The 16,846-nt window shown below is 60.0% G+C and carries 15 protein-coding genes; 2 read left to right on the top strand and 13 right to left on the bottom strand.

Annotated features, from left to right (window positions below):
• Positions 1–196 precede the first annotated feature (196 nt).
• On the top strand, positions 197–841 hold the full coding sequence (gene crp, locus C2E19_RS26800; protein WP_129395746.1) for a cAMP-activated global transcriptional regulator CRP: 645 nt from the start codon (positions 197–199) through the stop codon (positions 839–841).
• Positions 842–850: 9 nt separating this feature from the next.
• Here the strand turns inward: crp and C2E19_RS26805 are convergent, their stop codons facing one another.
• The 4 genes from C2E19_RS26805 to C2E19_RS26820 form a co-directional block, all read right to left on the bottom strand.
• A complete protein-coding gene (locus C2E19_RS26805) occupies positions 851–1,549 on the bottom strand; it encodes a lipoate--protein ligase family protein (protein WP_129395747.1) in 699 nt (232 codons plus the stop codon).
• 137 nt (positions 1,550–1,686) lie between these two features.
• A complete protein-coding gene (gene trpC / locus C2E19_RS26810) occupies positions 1,687–2,523 on the bottom strand; it encodes an indole-3-glycerol phosphate synthase TrpC (RefSeq protein ID WP_129395748.1) in 837 nt (278 codons plus the stop codon).
• Positions 2,520–3,569 (bottom strand): anthranilate phosphoribosyltransferase, encoded by a 1,050-nt coding sequence (trpD, locus tag C2E19_RS26815; RefSeq protein WP_007918805.1) that lies wholly within the window; start codon positions 3,567–3,569, stop codon positions 2,520–2,522. The genes trpC and trpD overlap by 4 nt, the downstream gene beginning before the upstream one ends.
• A gap of 9 nt (positions 3,570–3,578) precedes the next feature.
• A complete protein-coding gene (locus tag C2E19_RS26820; protein ID WP_095050324.1) occupies positions 3,579–4,172 on the bottom strand; it encodes an aminodeoxychorismate/anthranilate synthase component II in 594 nt (197 codons plus the stop codon).
• 408 nt (positions 4,173–4,580) lie between these two features.
• Between C2E19_RS26820 and estP the strand changes: the two genes are divergently transcribed.
• Positions 4,581–6,488 carry an esterase EstP gene (gene estP, locus C2E19_RS26825; RefSeq protein WP_129395749.1) on the top strand — a complete coding sequence of 636 codons (1,908 nt, stop codon included), beginning with the start codon at positions 4,581–4,583 and terminating at the stop codon, positions 6,486–6,488.
• 320 nt (positions 6,489–6,808) lie between these two features.
• Here estP and trpE read toward each other — a convergent pair whose 3' ends face one another.
• The 9 genes from trpE to C2E19_RS26880 all read right to left on the bottom strand — a co-directional run bounded on the left by trpE (position 6,809) and on the right by C2E19_RS26880 (position 16,843).
• Positions 6,809–8,287 carry an anthranilate synthase component I gene (gene trpE, locus C2E19_RS26830; RefSeq protein WP_129395750.1) on the bottom strand — a complete coding sequence of 493 codons (1,479 nt, stop codon included), beginning with the start codon at positions 8,285–8,287 and terminating at the stop codon, positions 6,809–6,811.
• A gap of 71 nt (positions 8,288–8,358) precedes the next feature.
• The gene (locus tag C2E19_RS26835; protein ID WP_129395751.1) at positions 8,359–9,177 is read right to left on the bottom strand and encodes a phosphoglycolate phosphatase; all 819 of its coding nucleotides are present in this window, start codon (positions 9,175–9,177) and stop codon (positions 8,359–8,361) included.
• Positions 9,174–9,848, bottom strand: coding sequence for a ribulose-phosphate 3-epimerase (gene rpe, locus C2E19_RS26840; protein ID WP_007918813.1), 675 nt, complete (start codon positions 9,846–9,848; stop codon positions 9,174–9,176). The genes C2E19_RS26835 and rpe overlap by 4 nt, the downstream gene beginning before the upstream one ends.
• A 79-nt stretch (positions 9,849–9,927) precedes the next feature.
• The gene (locus C2E19_RS26845) at positions 9,928–11,076 is read right to left on the bottom strand and encodes an iron-containing alcohol dehydrogenase (RefSeq protein WP_016985241.1); all 1,149 of its coding nucleotides are present in this window, start codon (positions 11,074–11,076) and stop codon (positions 9,928–9,930) included.
• Positions 11,077–11,364: 288 nt separating this feature from the next.
• The gene (locus tag C2E19_RS26850; protein WP_129395752.1) at positions 11,365–12,189 is read right to left on the bottom strand and encodes an ABC transporter permease; all 825 of its coding nucleotides are present in this window, start codon (positions 12,187–12,189) and stop codon (positions 11,365–11,367) included.
• Positions 12,190–12,201: 12 nt separating this feature from the next.
• Positions 12,202–13,449, bottom strand: a complete 1,248-nt coding sequence (locus tag C2E19_RS26855) for an ABC transporter permease (RefSeq protein ID WP_064119278.1) — start codon at positions 13,447–13,449, stop codon at positions 12,202–12,204.
• A gap of 194 nt (positions 13,450–13,643) precedes the next feature.
• On the bottom strand, positions 13,644–14,687 hold the full coding sequence (locus C2E19_RS26865) for an ABC transporter substrate-binding protein (protein WP_129395753.1): 1,044 nt from the start codon (positions 14,685–14,687) through the stop codon (positions 13,644–13,646).
• A 48-nt stretch (positions 14,688–14,735) separates the two neighbouring features.
• The gene (locus C2E19_RS26870) at positions 14,736–15,860 is read right to left on the bottom strand and encodes an ABC transporter ATP-binding protein (protein WP_129395754.1); all 1,125 of its coding nucleotides are present in this window, start codon (positions 15,858–15,860) and stop codon (positions 14,736–14,738) included.
• Between the two features lie 353 nt (positions 15,861–16,213).
• The gene (locus tag C2E19_RS26880; RefSeq protein ID WP_008085218.1) at positions 16,214–16,843 is read right to left on the bottom strand and encodes a response regulator transcription factor; all 630 of its coding nucleotides are present in this window, start codon (positions 16,841–16,843) and stop codon (positions 16,214–16,216) included.
• Between the last annotated feature and the right edge of the window lie 3 nt (positions 16,844–16,846).

Here is a 16,846-nt window from a genome sequence, read left to right on the forward strand (position 1 = left end):
ACAGGGCTTTGCTCTGGCAGCGAGCGTCGTTCCTAGGACCGATGCCTCTGCAACGTAGGTAATTTCTCGAATTTGCGACGAAGTGTCTGTTAAGCTGGCGCCAATTCGCTGGCGCCCATGTCAGCTGTGTAGCGACCGCCTTCAGCGCCTCATAAAAAAATCAAACATTACCGTGCAGTCTTTTCGGGATACAACCATGGTTGCTATTACCCCCACACCCAAAATCAAGAACCTCGACAAGCTGTTGATGCATTGTCAGCGCCGCCGTCATGCGGCCAAGAGCAACATCATCTGTGCCGGCGACCGCTCGGACACGCTGTACTTCATCATCAAGGGTTCGGTGACCATCCTGATCGAGGATGACGACGGCCGCGAGATGATCATCGCCTACCTCAATGCCGGAGATTTCTTTGGCGAACTGGGCCTGTTCGAGCAAGCAGGCCTGGAGCAGGAGCGCAGTGCCTGGGTGCGGGCCAAGGTCGAATGCGAAACGGCAGAAATCAGCTACGCCAAGTTCCGCGAACTGTCGCAGCAGGATCCGGACATTCTTTACGTGCTCAGCGGACAAATCGCACAACGCCTGCGCAATACCACGCGCAAGGTCGGCGACCTGGCGTTCTTCGACGTGACCGGTCGAGTCGCGCGTTGCCTGCTGGAACTGTGCAAACAACCCGATGCGATGACCCACCCGGACGGCATGCAGATCAAGGTGACGCGTCAGGAGATCGGCCGGATTGTCGGTTGTTCGCGGGAGATGGTCGGTCGCGTGCTCAAGGATCTTGAAGAACGCAACCTGGTCGATGTGAAGGGCAAGACCATGGTGGTCTTCGGTACCCGCTAAGGTCGAAACTCAGGCGCTGTATATCTGCGCCAGCATCAGACGAAACAGTTCATCAAGACGCGCCAAGGCATGTGGCGCGTCGAATTTCTCATGCAGGGCAATGTGGCTCTGCGCCCTCACCCGCTGCTCCAGGCCGCACGCTTCGTTGAAACGATTGACCGCTGCGACCATCGACTCGCGCTCGTTATCCATCAGCATCGCTCCGTGGACCAGACCGACCGGACGCTGTCCGCCCTGACTCTGGCGCCAGCGTTGTGCGGTGCCAACCATTTTGCGGCCGTCGAGATTGACGTTGAAACGACCATCGCAGAATGCGCCGTCGATTTCGCCCAATGATGCCGTGCCGCCCAACTCATCGAGCAACTGGCAGATCGGATCGCAGAGACGGTGGTAGCCGGTTTCGATGCGGTTCAGATCGCCTTCGCTGCGCGGTGGCGCGTAGACCAAAGCGATATTGATCGTGGCGGCGGATTGCGGGACGGGCTCGCCGCCGGTTTCACGCAGCAGGACAGGCCAGCCGGCAGCGGCGGAGACTTCGCAGGCGTGGTCGAAAGCGGGTAAGCGGTTGAGGCGGCGTGGCATGACCAAGGCGCGATCGCTGGGTTGCCAGAATAGAAGGCCGAATTCTGAGTCGCCGGCGCAGACCGAGGCCAGCAAGTCTTGTTCGGCTTGCAGGCCGGCTTCGATAGTCAGGGGGGTGGGAGTCATCAAGTTATCCGCCAGACAATCAATCTGTAGAGTTTCTTAAGCAGCCTTCGCGAGCAGGCTCGCTCCCACAGGGGGAAATGCATTCCAAATGTGGGAGCGGGCTTGCTCGCGAAGGGGTCGACTCGGTCTGGAGCGAATCAGTCCAGGGTCGAACCGCTGATCGAAGTGCCACGCTCCGGGAAGAACAGGCGCTGCAGTTCAGTGCCCGGATTTTCCGCACGCATGAACGCTTCGCCGACCAGGAACGAATACACGTCGCTGATTTCCATCAGTTCGACATCGGCACGATTGAGGATGCCGCTCTCGGTAATCACCAGGCGGTCGCGCGGAATGCGCGGCAGCAGGTCGAGGGTAGTTTCCAGGCTGACTTCAAAGGTGTGCAGGTTGCGGTTGTTAACCCCCACCAGCGGCGTGTCGAGGGTTTTCAGCGCGCGCTCCAGCTCATCGCCGTCGTGCACTTCCACCAGCACATCGAGGCCGACGCTTTTGGCGACGGCGGCCAGCTCGGCCATTTTCACGTCATCCAGCGCGGAGACGATCAGCAGCACGCAGTCGGCGCCAAGCGCGCGGGCTTCGACGATCTGGTACGGATCAATCATGAAGTCCTTGCGGATCACCGGCAGGCTGCACGCGGCACGGGCCTGCTGCAAATAAGCATCGGCGCCCTGGAAGTAATCAATGTCGGTCAGTACGGACAGGCAGGTCGCCCCACCCTTCTCGTAGCTTTTGGCGATCTCGGCCGGAACGAAGTTCTCGCGAATCACACCTTTGCTCGGCGAAGCCTTTTTGATTTCGGCAATCACCGCAGGCTGCTTTTTCTTCGCTTGCGCCAGCAACGCATTGGCAAAACCGCGAGGTGCATCGGCCGCCTTGGCCAGACTTTCCAGCTCGCTCAGGCTGACGCGGGCGCTACGCTCGGCGACTTCCTGAACTTTGCGCGCCAGAATGTTTTCCAGAACCGTCGGTACACTCATCCCTCATTCTCCACTCTGAATACCGCGGTAAAGGCACCCAACTCCTCGAGCTTTTCCCGAGCGAGACCGGTGTGCAGAGCGTCGTGCGCTAGCTCCACGCCCTGTTTCAAACTGCTGGCCACGTCGGCGGCATACAGCGCGGCGCCGGCGTTGAGCACAATCATTTCGGCGGCCTTCTGGCCATTCTCGGTTTTGCGCTTGCCCAGTGCATCGCGGATCAGCGCCAGAGACGCCTCCGGGCCTTCGACTGAAAGACCGTGCAGGCTCTGGCTCTTCATGCCGAGATCTTCCGGCTCGACCCAATACTCAGTGATTTCGTTGTTCTTCAGCTCGGCAACAAAAGTCGGCGCGGCGAGACTGAACTCGTCCAGGCCATCCTTCGAATGCACCACCAGCACATGCTTGCTGCCCAGACGCTGCAACACTTCGGCCAATGGCCGGCACAGTGCCTGGGTGAACACGCCCACCACCTGATGTTTCACACCGGCCGGATTCGTAAGCGGGCCGAGCATGTTGAACAGCGTACGCAGGCCGAGATCGCGGCGCGGGCCGGCGGCGTACTTCATGGCTTTGTGGTGGGTCTGGGCGAACATGAAACCGATGCCGACGTTGTCGATGCAACGTGCGACCTGAACCGGCGTCAGGTTCAGGTAGATGCCGGCAGCTTCGAGCAAGTCGGCGCTGCCGCTCTTGCCCGAGACCGCGCGGTTACCGTGCTTGGCCACCGTGCAGCCAGCTGCCGCAACAACGAACGACGAAGCCGTCGAGACGTTGAAGATGTTCGCACCGTCACCGCCGGTGCCGACCACATCGACCACGCCGTCGAGCGTTTTCAGTTCAACCTGATCGGCCAGCTCACGCATGACCGACACGGCGCCGACGATCTCGTCGATGCTCTCGCTCTTCATCCGCATGGCCATCATGAACGCGCCGATCTGCGCGTCAGTGCATTGGCCGGTCATGATTTCACGCATCACATCGCGCATTTCATCGGTGCTGAGGTCGAGGTGATCGACGATACGGCTCAGGGCTGTCTTGATATTCACGGGAAGTCCTTAGCGCGTGCCGCCGGTTTGTTTGAGGAAGTTGGCAAACAGTTCATGACCCTGCTCGGTCAGGATCGACTCGGGGTGGAACTGTACGCCCTCAATGTTCAGGGTCTTGTGACGCAGGCCCATGATTTCGTCGACCGAACCGTCATCGTGCTGAGTCCACGCGGTCAGTTCCAGGCAATCGGGCAAAGTATCGTGTTTGACGATCAGCGAGTGATAGCGGGTAACCGTCAGCGGATGATTCAGACCGGCGAAAACACCCTTGTCCTCGTGAAATACCGGACTAGTCTTACCGTGCATTACCTGACGCGCACGCACGACGTCGCCGCCAAAGGCCTGACCGATGGACTGGTGGCCGAGGCAGACGCCGAGGATCGGCAGTTTGCCGGCGAAGTGCTTGATGGCTTCGATGGAGATGCCGGCTTCGGTCGGCGTGCAAGGGCCTGGCGATACCACGATGCGCTCAGGCTTGAGTGCTTCGATTTCGGCGATGGTCAATTCGTCGTTGCGCACCACTTTGACCTCGGCACCCAACTCGCCGAGGTATTGCACAACGTTGTAAGTAAAGGAGTCGTAGTTGTCGATCATCAGCAACATGGCGTTTCGAACCTCTTGAATTCTGACTTGGAGACAGCCTTCAGATGACTTGCCCGCAGGGCGCTGCACGATGTCGGACGCAGGTAGACGCGTCGGCACAGCGGCATTTCAAACAGGCAAGGAAGGCAAAGCGATACAGATCCGGCGGGGCCGGCAGAAAAGATTCAGGCGCGCCAACGCCAGCGGGCGTGTGCCTTGATGACTTGATCCAGAAGTTTGCTGGTGATCAACACGGGGAAGGTCTCGTTCATACGTTCCGGCACAGTAACTTAGCTGGGCGGAGCGTGCAATATGGCCGGGGCTTTGGGGGATAAATCCAGGGGAGGATTAGCGACCGATGGCAAAATGCCGGAAGTTTTTGGTACTGTCGTTTCGTTCACCTACAACAATAAATAAACGGACTTGCTCATGATCAAACAGACGTTGTTTGTACCGCTGGCCGGCTGCCTCCTCGCACTGGCCTGTGCCCAGGCGAATGCGGCACCCAATCCTTACTCGAATTTCGTGGTGTTTGGCGACAGCCTCAACGATGCCGGCACCTTCAGAGACACCGGCGGCCCGGCCGGTGCCACCCAGCGTTACACCAACCGCACCGGCCCGGTTTACCTGGATGGCAGCGGCGAAGTACGTTCGCTGAACTCCACGCAATTACTCGGTGGACGACTGGGCTTCACCCCGGATCAGACAGCTTCATCGAGTTCGGCAGTGCGCGCCGAAAACGGTCAGCCCGACGGCAATAACTGGGCGGTTGGCGGTTATCGTACCGATCAGATCCTCGATTCGATTACTACACAATCCGCCACAGGCGAACGCACCCGCGCCGGCTACTTGCCATCGAACGGCTTCCGTGCCGACCCGAATGCGCTGTATTACATTTCCGGCGGCGGTAACGACTTCCTCCAGGGTCGCATTCTCAGCCTGCCGCAAGCCAATGCCGGCGCCGATCGCCTGGCCGACAGTGTGCAGGCGCTGCAAACCGCCGGCGCCAAATACGTGATGGTCTGGTTGCTGCCTGACGTCGGCCTGACTCCGGCGATCAATGGCACACCGCTGCAGTCGTTCAGCAGCCAGCTCGCCGCGCAATTCAACAGCCAGTTGGTGACACGCCTGCAAGGCATCAACGCCGAAATCATTCCGTTGAACATTCCGGTACTGCTGTCGGAAGTGTTCGCCAATCCCGGGCGCTTTGGCCTGGCCACCGATCAGAATCTGACCGCGACCTGCTTCAGCGGCAGCAGTTGCCCGGAAAACGCCCGTTACGGCATCAACAGTGCGACCCCGGATCCGAGCAAGCTGATCTACAACGACGGCGTGCACCCGACCGAAGCCGGCCAGAAACTGATCTCCGACTACGCCTATTCCCTGCTGGCGGCGCCATGGGAACTGACATTGCTGCCGGAAATGGCCCACGCCACCGTCCGCGCGCATCAGGATGAACTGCGCAGCCAATGGCAAGCCGATTGGGAAAACTGGCAAGCGGTTGGCCAATGGCGCGCGATCGTTTCCGCGGGTGGCCAGCATGTCGACGTCGACAGCCAAAGCAGCGGCGCCAGCGCCGATGGCAGCGGTTACAACCTCAACGTCGGCGGCAGCTATCGTCTCAACGAGGCGTGGCGTGTCGGTGTGGCGGGCGGTTTCTACCGGCAGAACCTCGAGGCTGGTCATAACGATTCCGACTACAAACTCAACAGCTACATGGCCACCGCGTTCGCCCAGTTCCAGCAGAATCGCTGGTGGGCTGACATGGCGTTGACCGGCGGCAAACTCGAGTACGACAACCTCAAGCGCAAGTTTGATCTGGGCGTCAGCGAGGGTGCAGAGAAAGGCGATACCGACGGCAGCCTGTGGGCGTTCAGCACGCGTATCGGTTATGACATTGCCCAGCCGGGCAGCGAGTGGCACCTGTCGCCGTTCATCAGCGCCGACTACGCCAGCGTCGATGTCGACGGTTACTCGGAGAAAAGCAACCGCGCCACGGCGCTGACCTTTGACGACCAGACCCGCGATTCGAAACGCCTCGGCCTCGGTTTGCAGGGCAAGTACAACTTCACTTCGCAAACCCAGGTGTATGGCGAGTACGCCCACGAACGTGAGTACGAGGATGACGTGCAAAAGGTCAACATCGCACTCAATACCTTGCCGGCGAACGACTTCAAACTTGAGGGTTACACGCCGCAGAGCCATTTGAACCGGTTGAGTCTGGGCGTGAGCCACAAGCTCACTGCTGATCTGGCGCTGCGTGGCGGGTATACGTTCCGCAAGGATGATGACTTTACCCAGCAGGGTGTGAATGTTGGGGTGGTGCTGGATTTTTAAGCGGTAGATCGAAAGATCGCAGCCTGCGGCAACTCCTACAGGGGTTGTTGCAGGTCATAAAAAAGCGGCGCCCTCACAGGCGCCGCTTTTTATGGATCATTTCTGGGGTGAGAGACATTAACCTGTGGCGAGGGGATTTATCCCCGTTGGGGTGCGAAGCAGCCCCTAAACCAAACACCGCGGTGTATCAGGCAAACCGCATGTAATGGTTTTACGACTGCTGCGCAGCCGAGCGGGGATAAATCCCCTCGCCACAATGAATCCCACACCACAGATAAATCCCCTTACCACACATGGCCTCTCCCACAGGGGATCGGTGGTCAGTCAGGGGTTTGTTCGGCCAGGGCGACGGCGCGGAACATCGCGCGGCGTTTGTTCAGGGTTTCTTCCCATTCCAGCGCCGGTACCGAGTCGGCGACGATGCCGCCACCGGCCTGAACGTGCAGTTCGCCGTTCTTGATCACCGCCGTGCGAATCGCAATCGCAGTGTCCATGTTGCCGTTCCAGGCGAAGTAACCGACCGCGCCGCCATACACACCACGCTTGACCGGTTCCAGTTCGTCGATGATTTCCATCGCACGAATCTTCGGCGCGCCGGACAAAGTGCCCGCCGGCAGAATCGCCCGCAGTGCGTCCATCGCCGTCAGCCCGGCCTTCAACTGGCCGGTGACGTTGGAGACGATGTGCATCACGTTGGAATAACGCTCGATGACCATCTTCTCGGTGAGTTTCACCGAACCGATTTCCGATACGCGACCGGTGTCGTTACGACCCAGATCGATCAGCATCAAGTGCTCGGCGATTTCTTTGTCGTCCGACAGCAGATCTTCTTCCAGCGCCACATCGGCTTCTTCGGTCGCGCCGCGTGGGCGGGTGCCGGCAATCGGGCGCACAGTGATCAGGTTGTCTTCGACCCGCACCAGCACTTCCGGCGAACTGCCGACGACGTGGAAGTCGCCGAAGTTGAAGAAGTACATGTACGGCGTCGGGTTGAAGCAACGCAGCGCGCGGTACAGATCGATTGGCGCAGCCTTGAAGTCGATCGACATGCGCTGCGACGGCACGACCTGCATGCAGTCACCGGCGAGGATGTATTCCTTGATGGTATCGACGGCTTTTTCGTAGTCGTCCTGAGTGAAACTCGAACGGAACACCGGATCAGCCGACTGCTGCTTGCTGAAATCCAGGCCACGGCGCGGGGTGATCGGCTGACGCAGTTTCTCCAGCAACGCCTGCAATTGCGCCTGACCTTGTGCGAAGGCATCGGCCTGCGCAGGGTCGGCCAGCACGATCGCGTGCATTTTGCCGGCGAGGTTGTCGAACACCACGACGGCATCGGAAACCATCAGCAAAATGTCCGGCACACCCAAAGGATCCGGGTTCGGGCACTTGCCCAGGCGCTTCTCGACATAACGCACGCAGTCGTAACCGAAGTAACCGACCAGGCCGCCGTTGAAACGCGGCAGGCCATCGATGGTCGGTACGTTGTAGCGTGCCTTGAAGGTTTCGACGAACGCCAGCGGATCTTCGACGTCGTGGCTTTCAGTCTCGACGCCATCAACGGTGATGCTGACGTGATGGTCGTGAACGCGCATGACCGTGCGGCATGGCAGGCCGATGATCGAATAACGGCCCCATTTCTCACCGCCCTGCACCGATTCGAGCAGGTAGGAGTTGGGCTGGTCGGCCAGTTTCAGGTAGATCGACAGCGGCGTGTCGAAGTCGGCCAGGGTTTCGCAGGCCAACGGGATGCGGTTGTAGCCGTCAGCGGCCAAGCGCAGGAATTCTTCGCGGATCATAAGGTGCCTCGTGGTGTGAGGGGCAAATCAGTCAGGTATGCAAACGTGCCGGCAGGCCGGCGAGGAACAAGTCAGGCGCGCCAACGCCAGCGGGCCAGGGCCTTGATGACTTTCATCCAGAGTTTGCGAGTGACCACCACGATGGCGTTTCCAGAATGGGATTGAGAAGCGTCGGGCAACGTTATCTCAGCGGCCGTGACGAGGCAACCGGGAATTAGTTTGCGCAGATCGTCGATCACCAATGCCGGCGATTCCTCGGCAATTGGCCGGCCATGGTTGTAGCCATAACTCAGCGCCACGCATTTGACCCCCGCCGCTTTCGCCGCCAGTACATCGCTGCGCGAGTCGCCAACGAACAACGATTGCGAGGCGGGGATATTGGCCATTTTCATCACGAAGAACAGCGCTGCCGGATCAGGCTTCTTCTGCGGCAAGGTATCGCCGCCGATGATCCACTTGAAATAGCGACCGATCTTCATCTGATCCAGCAGCGGCGCGACGAAGCGCTCCGGCTTGTTGGTGATCAGCGCCATGACCACACCCTGCTTTTGCAGCCACTTGAGGGTGTCGCGCACGCCGGGATAGACCACGGTCAGCTCATGACTGGCGCCGTAAGCCTCCATGAACACTTCCAGCGCGTGCTCGGCCTCGACGTCATCCACCGTCGAATGATCGATGCCACCGGCCAAAGCGCGGCGCACCAATACCGGCGCGCCGTTGCCCACCCACTCGCGCACCGATTCGATGCCGGCAGGCTTGCGGCCGAGGGAGAGCAGCATGTTGTCCACCGCTGCTGCCAGGTCCGGAACCGAGTCGATCAGCGTGCCATCCAGATCGAACATCACCAGCCGAGGCAGTTTTCCCGGGAACAGCTGCTCAAACCCGCTCATGGGCGAGCCAGCGCCAGTTCGGAACGCATCTTGTCGATGACTTCCTGATAGTTCGGCGCATTGAAGATTGCCGAGCCGGCGACAAAAGTGTCAGCGCCAGCCGCAGCGATTTCGCGGATGTTGTTGACGTTGACGCCGCCGTCGATTTCCAGACGGATGTCACGGCCCGAGGCATCGATGATCGCCCGCGCTTCGCGCAGTTTGTCGAGGGTGCCCGGAATGAATTTCTGCCCGCCGAAGCCTGGGTTGACGCTCATCAGCAAGACCATATCGACTTTGTCGATCACGTATTTGAGCACGTCCAGCGGGGTCGCCGGGTTGAACACCAGACCGGATTTGCAGCCGCCTTCACGGATCAGTTGCAGCGAACGATCGACGTGCAGCGTGGCTTCCGGGTGGAAGGTGATGTAGGTCGCGCCGGCTTCGATGAAGTCGCCGACGATACGGTCTACCGGGCTGACCATCAGGTGCGCGTCAATTGGCGCGGTGACGCCATACTTGCGCAACGCCGCGCAGACCATCGGGCCGATGGTCAGGTTCGGTACGTAGTGGTTGTCCATGACGTCGAAGTGAACGAAGTCGGCGCCAGCGGCGAGAACGTTGTCCACTTCCTCGCCGAGGCGGGCGAAGTCGGCGGAGAGAATCGACGGAGCAATTACGAAGGGCTGCATGACGCACCTTTTCTGAGCTAAATCACGATGGCGCGCATTGTAGCCTCATGCTTGAGCGCGCGCACCGTGACCGCGATGATCAGTACGCCGCTCGGTAGATCTTCTCGATATCGACGGCGCTGAGTTTGCGCGGGTTATTGCGCATCAAGCGCTCGATCCCCGCGGCTTCCACCGCCATGGCCGGGATCGCCTCTTCCGGCACACCGAAACTGCGCAAACCGGCCGGAATTTCCACCGCTGCACACAAATCGGTCATCGCCTGCACGGCTTTGTCCGCCGCCTCGGCTGCGCTCAGATGAGCAGTCTTTACGCCCATGGCTTCGGCAATATCCTGCATGCGTTCGACACAGGCCATCTTGTTCCAGGTCATGACATACGGCAGCAACAAGGCATTACTGACGCCATGGGCAATGTTGAAACGCCCGCCCAGCGGATACGCCAGCGCATGCACCGCGCCGACCCCGGCATTACCAAACGCCATGCCGGCCATCAAACTGGCGGTGGCCATGTCTTCGCGGGCTTGCAGGTTGGCGCCATTGGCGTAAGCCTTGGGCAGGGCTTTGGCGATAAGTTTTATCGCGCCAATGGCCAGGGAGTCGGTGATCGGCGAGGCGTTCACCGACAGATAGGATTCGATGGCGTGCACCAACGCGTCGACGCCACTGGCGGCGGTAACGCTGCGTGGGCAGGTCAGGGTCATCTGTGGGCTGACCAGCGCGACGTCCGGTAATAGAAAGTCGCTGACGATGCCTTTCTTCAGTTGTGCGACTTTGTCCGAGAGGATCGCCACGTTGGTGACTTCGGAACCGGTGCCGGCGGTGGTCGGGATGGCGATCAGCGGCGGGCCTTTGCGCGGCACCTGGTCGACGCCGAACAGATCCTCCAGCGCACCGTGATATCCGGCGTAGGCCGCAACACTTTTGGCGATGTCGATGGCGCTGCCGCCACCGAGGCCGATCAAGCCGTCATGCCCGCCTTCGCGGTACACACGCATGCAATCCTCGACGATGGCGATTTCCGGGTCGGGCAGCACGCGGTCGAAAATCTCGTAGTCACGCCCACCGAGTTGCACCAGCGCCAGCTCGACCGTGCCGGATTTGACCAGCGCTGCGTCGGTGACGATCAATGGGTTGTCGATGTCGAGGCGCGTGAGTTCGGCGGCCAGTTGTTCGATGGCGCCGGCACCGGTGATCAGTTTGTGAGCGATTTTGAACTGGGAAAGACTCATCGTGCGCAGCCTCTTATAGATGTGGGAGCTGGGCACAAGATTAGCTGGGGATTTGGGGTTGTCTGCTATTCAGGTGGTGAATGACCCATTGAGGGCAAGAGCAAGAGCCCCTCACCCTAGCCCTCTCCCCGAGGGAGAGGGGACTGACCGAGTTGTACTCTCGCAATACGCCGACCTGAATTATCGAGTCGAACTCAGGTTTTGAAAACCATAAAGATCTGCTCCCTTTCCCCCTCTCCCCCATGGGGGAGAGGGCTGGGGTGAGGAGGTAAGCTCTTGATCTGGACCTTAAATCTGAGCGGTGCGCAGTTTTTCGCTACGGCCGCGTAGCCATTCCAGGGTCAGCAGCAGGATCACGGAGAAGGCAATCAGCAAAGTAGCCGCCGCAGCAATCGTCGGACTGAGGTTTTCGCGAATCCCGCTGAACATTTGCCGGGGCAATGTCGCCTGCTCGGGACCTGCGAGAAACAGCGTCACCACCACTTCATCAAACGAAGTCGCAAACGCAAACAGCGCGCCGGAAATCACCCCCGGCGCAATCAGCGGCAAGGTCACCCGACGGAACGCCGTCAGCGGTGAAGCACCGAGACTCGCGGCAGCCCGCACCAGGTTGTGGTTAAAGCCCTGCAACGTCGCCGACACCGTGATGATCACAAACGGCACACCCAACACCGCGTGCACCACAATCAACGAGAAGAAGCTGTTGCCCAATCCCAACGGGGCGAAGAACAGATAACTCGCCACACCGATGATCACCACCGGCACCACCATCGGCGAAATGACCAGCGCCATCACCAGCGCTTTACCGGGAAAGTCACCGCGCGTCAGACCAATCGCCGCCAGCGTACCGAAGACCATCGCCAGCACCGTCGCCGCCGGGGCAACGATGATGCTGTTCTTCAGTGCACGCATCCATTCCGCCGAGGCAAAAAAGTCCTGGTACCAGTGCAGCGAAAAGCCTTGCAGCGGATACACGAGGAAACTGCCCGAGTTGAACGACAGCGGGATAATCACCAGCACCGGCAGAATCAGGAACAGCAGGATCAAGCCGCAGAGGATCCGCAAGCTGTAGAACCACACCCGTTCGATGGGTGACATGTAAGGACTCAGCATCTCGAATTCCCCTTAGCTCAGGCGCAGGCGACTGGCGCCGACCAGCCAGCTGTAAATCAGATAAAGCACCACGGTCGCCAGCAGCAACAGCCCGCCCAGTGCGGTGGCCATGCCCCAGTTGATGCTGGTGTTGGTGTAGAAGGCAACGAAGTAACTGACCATTTGATCGTTGGGGCTGCCGAGCAGCGCCGGGGTGATGTAGTAGCCAATGGCAAGGATGAACACCAGCAGGCAACCGGCGCCGACACCGGCATAGGTCTGCGGGAAGTACACCCGCCAGAAACTGGCGAACGGATGGCAACCGAGGGAAATCGCCGCGCGCATGTAGGTTGGCGAGATGCCTTTCATCACGCTGTAGATCGGCAGGATCATGAACGGCAGCAGGATGTGCACCATCGAGATGTACACACCGGTGCGGTTGAACACCAGTTCCAGCGGTTTATCGATGATGCCCATGGCCATCAGGCCACTGTTGATCAGACCGCCCGATTGCAGGAGCACGATCCACGCGGCGACGCGCACCAGAATCGAGGTCCAGAACGGCAACAGCACCAGAATCATCAGCAGATTGCTTTGGCGCGAGGGCAGGTTCGCCAGCAGGTACGCCAGTGGATAAGCGAGTAGCAGGCAGATCACGGTGATGATGAGGCCCATCCAGAACGTGCGGGCGAAGATGTCGAGATAGATCGCCTGATCCGGAGTGGCCGGGGCGATTTCGCCGAGGTCGTCGATACGGTGATCGACCGCTGCCAGCAGGTAATACGGGGTGATGCTGCTGGTGTTGCGTTTGACCGCTTGCCAGTAGGCCGGGTCGCCCCAACGTTCGTCGAGACCTTCCAGGGCTTCTTTATAAGAGGCCGGTTCGCTGGCGAAGGGCAGCGCCCGGGCGGTTTTGGTCAGCAGGCTGCGATAGCCGGCCAACTCCATGTTCAAGCGCTTGGACAGATCGCCCAGCGTCTGGTTTTTGCGTGCTTCGGCGAGGTCTTCGCCGGCGGCTTTGTAGACCGGTTCAGCGGGCAGGCCGCGACCGTCCCAACTGGCGATGGCCGCCACGGTGCGCGGCATGCCGCCGACCACTTCGGGGTTGCCGACGCTTTTGTAGAGCAGCGCCACGATCGGCACCAGAAACACCAGCAGCAGAAACAGCACCAACGGCGCGATCAGCGCTTGAGCCTTCCAGCGGTTGACCCGCTCGGCGCGCTTGAGCTTCTGCTTCAAGGTGGGGCTGTTGCCCTCGTTCAGGGGAACGGCGATGGCCATGACGTACTCCGCAAATCTTTGATCGTTACAGAGGTGGCGAACCACCTCTGTTGTGTTGAAACACAGCTACCTGTGGGAGCGAGCCTGCTCGCGAAGAGGCCAGCACATTCAACATCTATGCTGGCTGATCTACCGCTTTCGCGAGCAGGCTCGCTCCCACAGGGGTGGGCCAACCCACCCTCACCAGGTTCGGATTACTTCGCAGCCCAGGAGTTGAAGCGCTGCTCCAGTTGCTCGCCGTTGTCAGCCCAGAAGCTGACGTCGATCTGCACCTGGTTGGCGATGTTTTCCGGAGTGGTCGGCATGTCTTTCAGGACATCCTTGGCCAGCAGCGGCACAGCCTGGGTATTGGCCGGGCCGTAGGCGATGTTTTCCGAGTAGGTCTTCTGCTGCTGCGGCTGTACCGAGTAAGCGATGAACTTCTTCGCCGCTTCGGCACGCTTGGCGTCGAGACCTTTCGGAATCGCCCAGGCATCGAAGTCGTAGATGCCGCCGTTCCACACCACTTTCAGGTTGGATTCTTTTTGCACGGCAGCGATGCGCCCGTTGTAAGCCGAGCTCATCACCACGTCACCGGAAGCGAGGTATTGCGGCGGTTGTGCGCCGGCTTCCCACCACTGAATGCTCGGTTTCAGCTCATCGAGTTTCTTGAATGCGCGATCCTGACCGTCCTTGCCGGCCAGCACTTTGTAGACGTCTTTCGGCGCCACGCCATCCGCCATCAGAGCGAACTCAAGGGTGTACTTGGCGCCTTTGCGCAGGCCACGCTTGCCCGGGAATTTCTTGGTATCCCAGAAATCCGCCCAACTGGTTGGCGCGGTTTTCAGCTTGTCGGCGTTGTAGGCCAGCACGGTCGACCAAACGAAGAAGCCCACGCCGCACGGCTGAATCGCGCCTTTGACGTAGTCTTCGGATTTGCCGAACAGCGCCGGGTCGAGTTGCTCGAACACGTCTTCGTCGCAACCACGGGACAGCTCTGGCGATTCAACTTCGACCAGATCCCACGACACGCTCTTGGTGTCGACCATGGCTTTGACCTTGGCCATTTCGCCGTTGTATTCGCCGGCGACGATCTTGCCGTTGCCCGCCGCTTCCCACGGTGCATAGAAGGCTTTGACTTGCGCCGCCTTGTTCGCCCCGCCAAACGACACCACAGTCAAATCGGGGCCTGCGGCCATCGCGCTTGCCGCACCCATCAGGCCCAGGGTCAGGGCGGTGAACTTCAGGGATCTCAACATTTATTGTTCTCTCCACGTGCAGGGTTGGTGTTGGTATTGCCGGGGCGATTAATGCGCCTCTAAAAGTGGATCAAGCGCGCGAACGTGCTCGACCTGCCAGCCAAGCGGTACCACGTCACCGACAGCGAGCGCGGGATCGAGCTCGGCAATCGGTTGTTTCACGAAGAAGTCGGTCTTGCCGCAGACTTCCAGGCGCACCCGGACGTGGTCGCCCAGATAGATGAATTCCGCCACCCTCCCTGAGAAGCGGTTAACGCATTGATCGCTGGAACCGTTGAGGCTGACGCGCTCCGGACGAATCGAAAGGGTCACCGGCTCGCCGGTCTGGCCGACGTTGACCGCCAATGCCTCGACCTTTTCGCCACGAGCCAATTCGACCACGCAACGCTCGCCGGTCTGGCTGAGCAAGCGACCGTTGAGGCGGTTGTTCTCGCCGATGAAGTTGGCGACGAAGGTGTTTTTCGGTTCTTCGTAAAGTGTGCGCGGCGGGGCGATCTGCTGGATTTCGCCTTGATGGAAAACCGCGACGCGGTCGGACATGGTCAGCGCTTCACCCTGGTCGTGTGTCACGTAGACCACGGTCACACCGAGGCGCTGGTGCAGGTGTTTGATTTCCATCTGCATGTGTTCACGCAGTTGTTTGTCGAGGGCGCCGAGGGGTTCATCCATCAGCACCAGTTGCGGCTCGAACACCAGCGCGCGGGCCAGTGCCACCCGTTGCTGCTGACCGCCGGACAGTTGCGCCGGATAGCGCGAGGCGAACGCGTCGAGCTGAACCATGCTGAGGACTTTCTTCACGCGGTCGCTGACGTCGCTTTTGTTCAGACCGCGCACGGTCAGCGGGAAGGCGAGGTTTTCAGCCACGGTCATGTGCGGGAACAGCGCGTAATTCTGGAACACCATGCCGATGTCACGCTTGTGCGGCGGCACGTTGTTGATCGAACGCCCGGCCAGCAGGATTTCACCGGCAGTCGGCGTTTCGAAACCGGCGAGCATCATCAGGCTGGTGGTCTTGCCGGAACCGGACGGCCCGAGCAGGGTGAGAAATTCGCCTTTGCGAATGTCCAGGTTAAGGTCTTTGACGATCAGGTTCTCGCCGTCGTAGCTCTTCTGCACTCCACGAAAGCTGACCAGCACATCACTGGCCCCTGCGTTTGTATCGACCTGGCTCATACCCGCACCTTTGTTGTTGATGACTGCTTGTGGGTTAAGCCTAGTGGCTGCTGACAGGCGCGCAAATCGGGGCGCAGGAGAGAATTGCCTCAGCCGGATGGAAGGTTGGGGGTAGGGATTGCCCTACAAGGATGGCGCGGATTGGCAAGCCAGCGGCAAGTTTCAAGCCGCAAGCCGCAAGCAAGGGCAGAAGCGCTTGTCGCTAACAGATACGCCCAAGATGCCAGCCTCAAAGCACATCCCTTGTGGGAGCGGGCTTGCTCGCGAATGCGGTGGGTCATTCAACTCATTCGGCGACTGGTACACCGCTTTCGCGAGCAAGCCCGCTCCCACAGTTTTAATTGCGGTGATCTTCAGAGGAGTTTGTGTTCCATCGCGTATTTGACCAGTTCGGCCAGCGAGGTGATGTTGAGCTTCTGCATCAGCCGCGCCTTGTGGGTACTGATGGTTTTGCTGCTCAGGGCCAGTTGCTGGGCGATGTCGTTGACGTTGGCGCCCTGGGCCAGGCGCTCGAACACCGAGAATTCGCGCTCGGACAATAGCGAATGCAGCGGCCGGGCATCGGTCAGGCCGACTTCGAAGACCATGCGATCGGCCAGATCCGGATCGATATATCGCCCACCCGCCGCGACTTTACGGATTGCCGTGAGCAACAGCGCCGGATCGCTGTCCTTGGTCGCATACCCGGCCGCACCGACCTTCAGCGCGCGGGCGGCCATCTGCGCTTCATCGTGCATCGACAGCACCAGAATCGCCGGCGGATTGTTCAGTGCGCGAATCCGTGGGATCGCTTCGAGGCCGTTGACGCCGGGCATGGAGATATCGAGCAGCACCACTTCGCACGGAACATGGCGCAGCGTCTCCAGCAGTTGCTCGCCGTTGCTCGCCTCGCCCACCACTTGCAGATCCTTGGCCAGGCCGATCAACTGTTTAATGCCTTCGCGGACGATGGTGTGGTCTTCGGCTACCAATACACGGATCACTTT

Source organism: Pseudomonas sp. DTU12.3, from assembly GCF_004124275.1.
Taxonomy (GTDB): Bacteria; Pseudomonadota; Gammaproteobacteria; order Pseudomonadales; family Pseudomonadaceae; genus Aquipseudomonas; species Aquipseudomonas helmanticensis.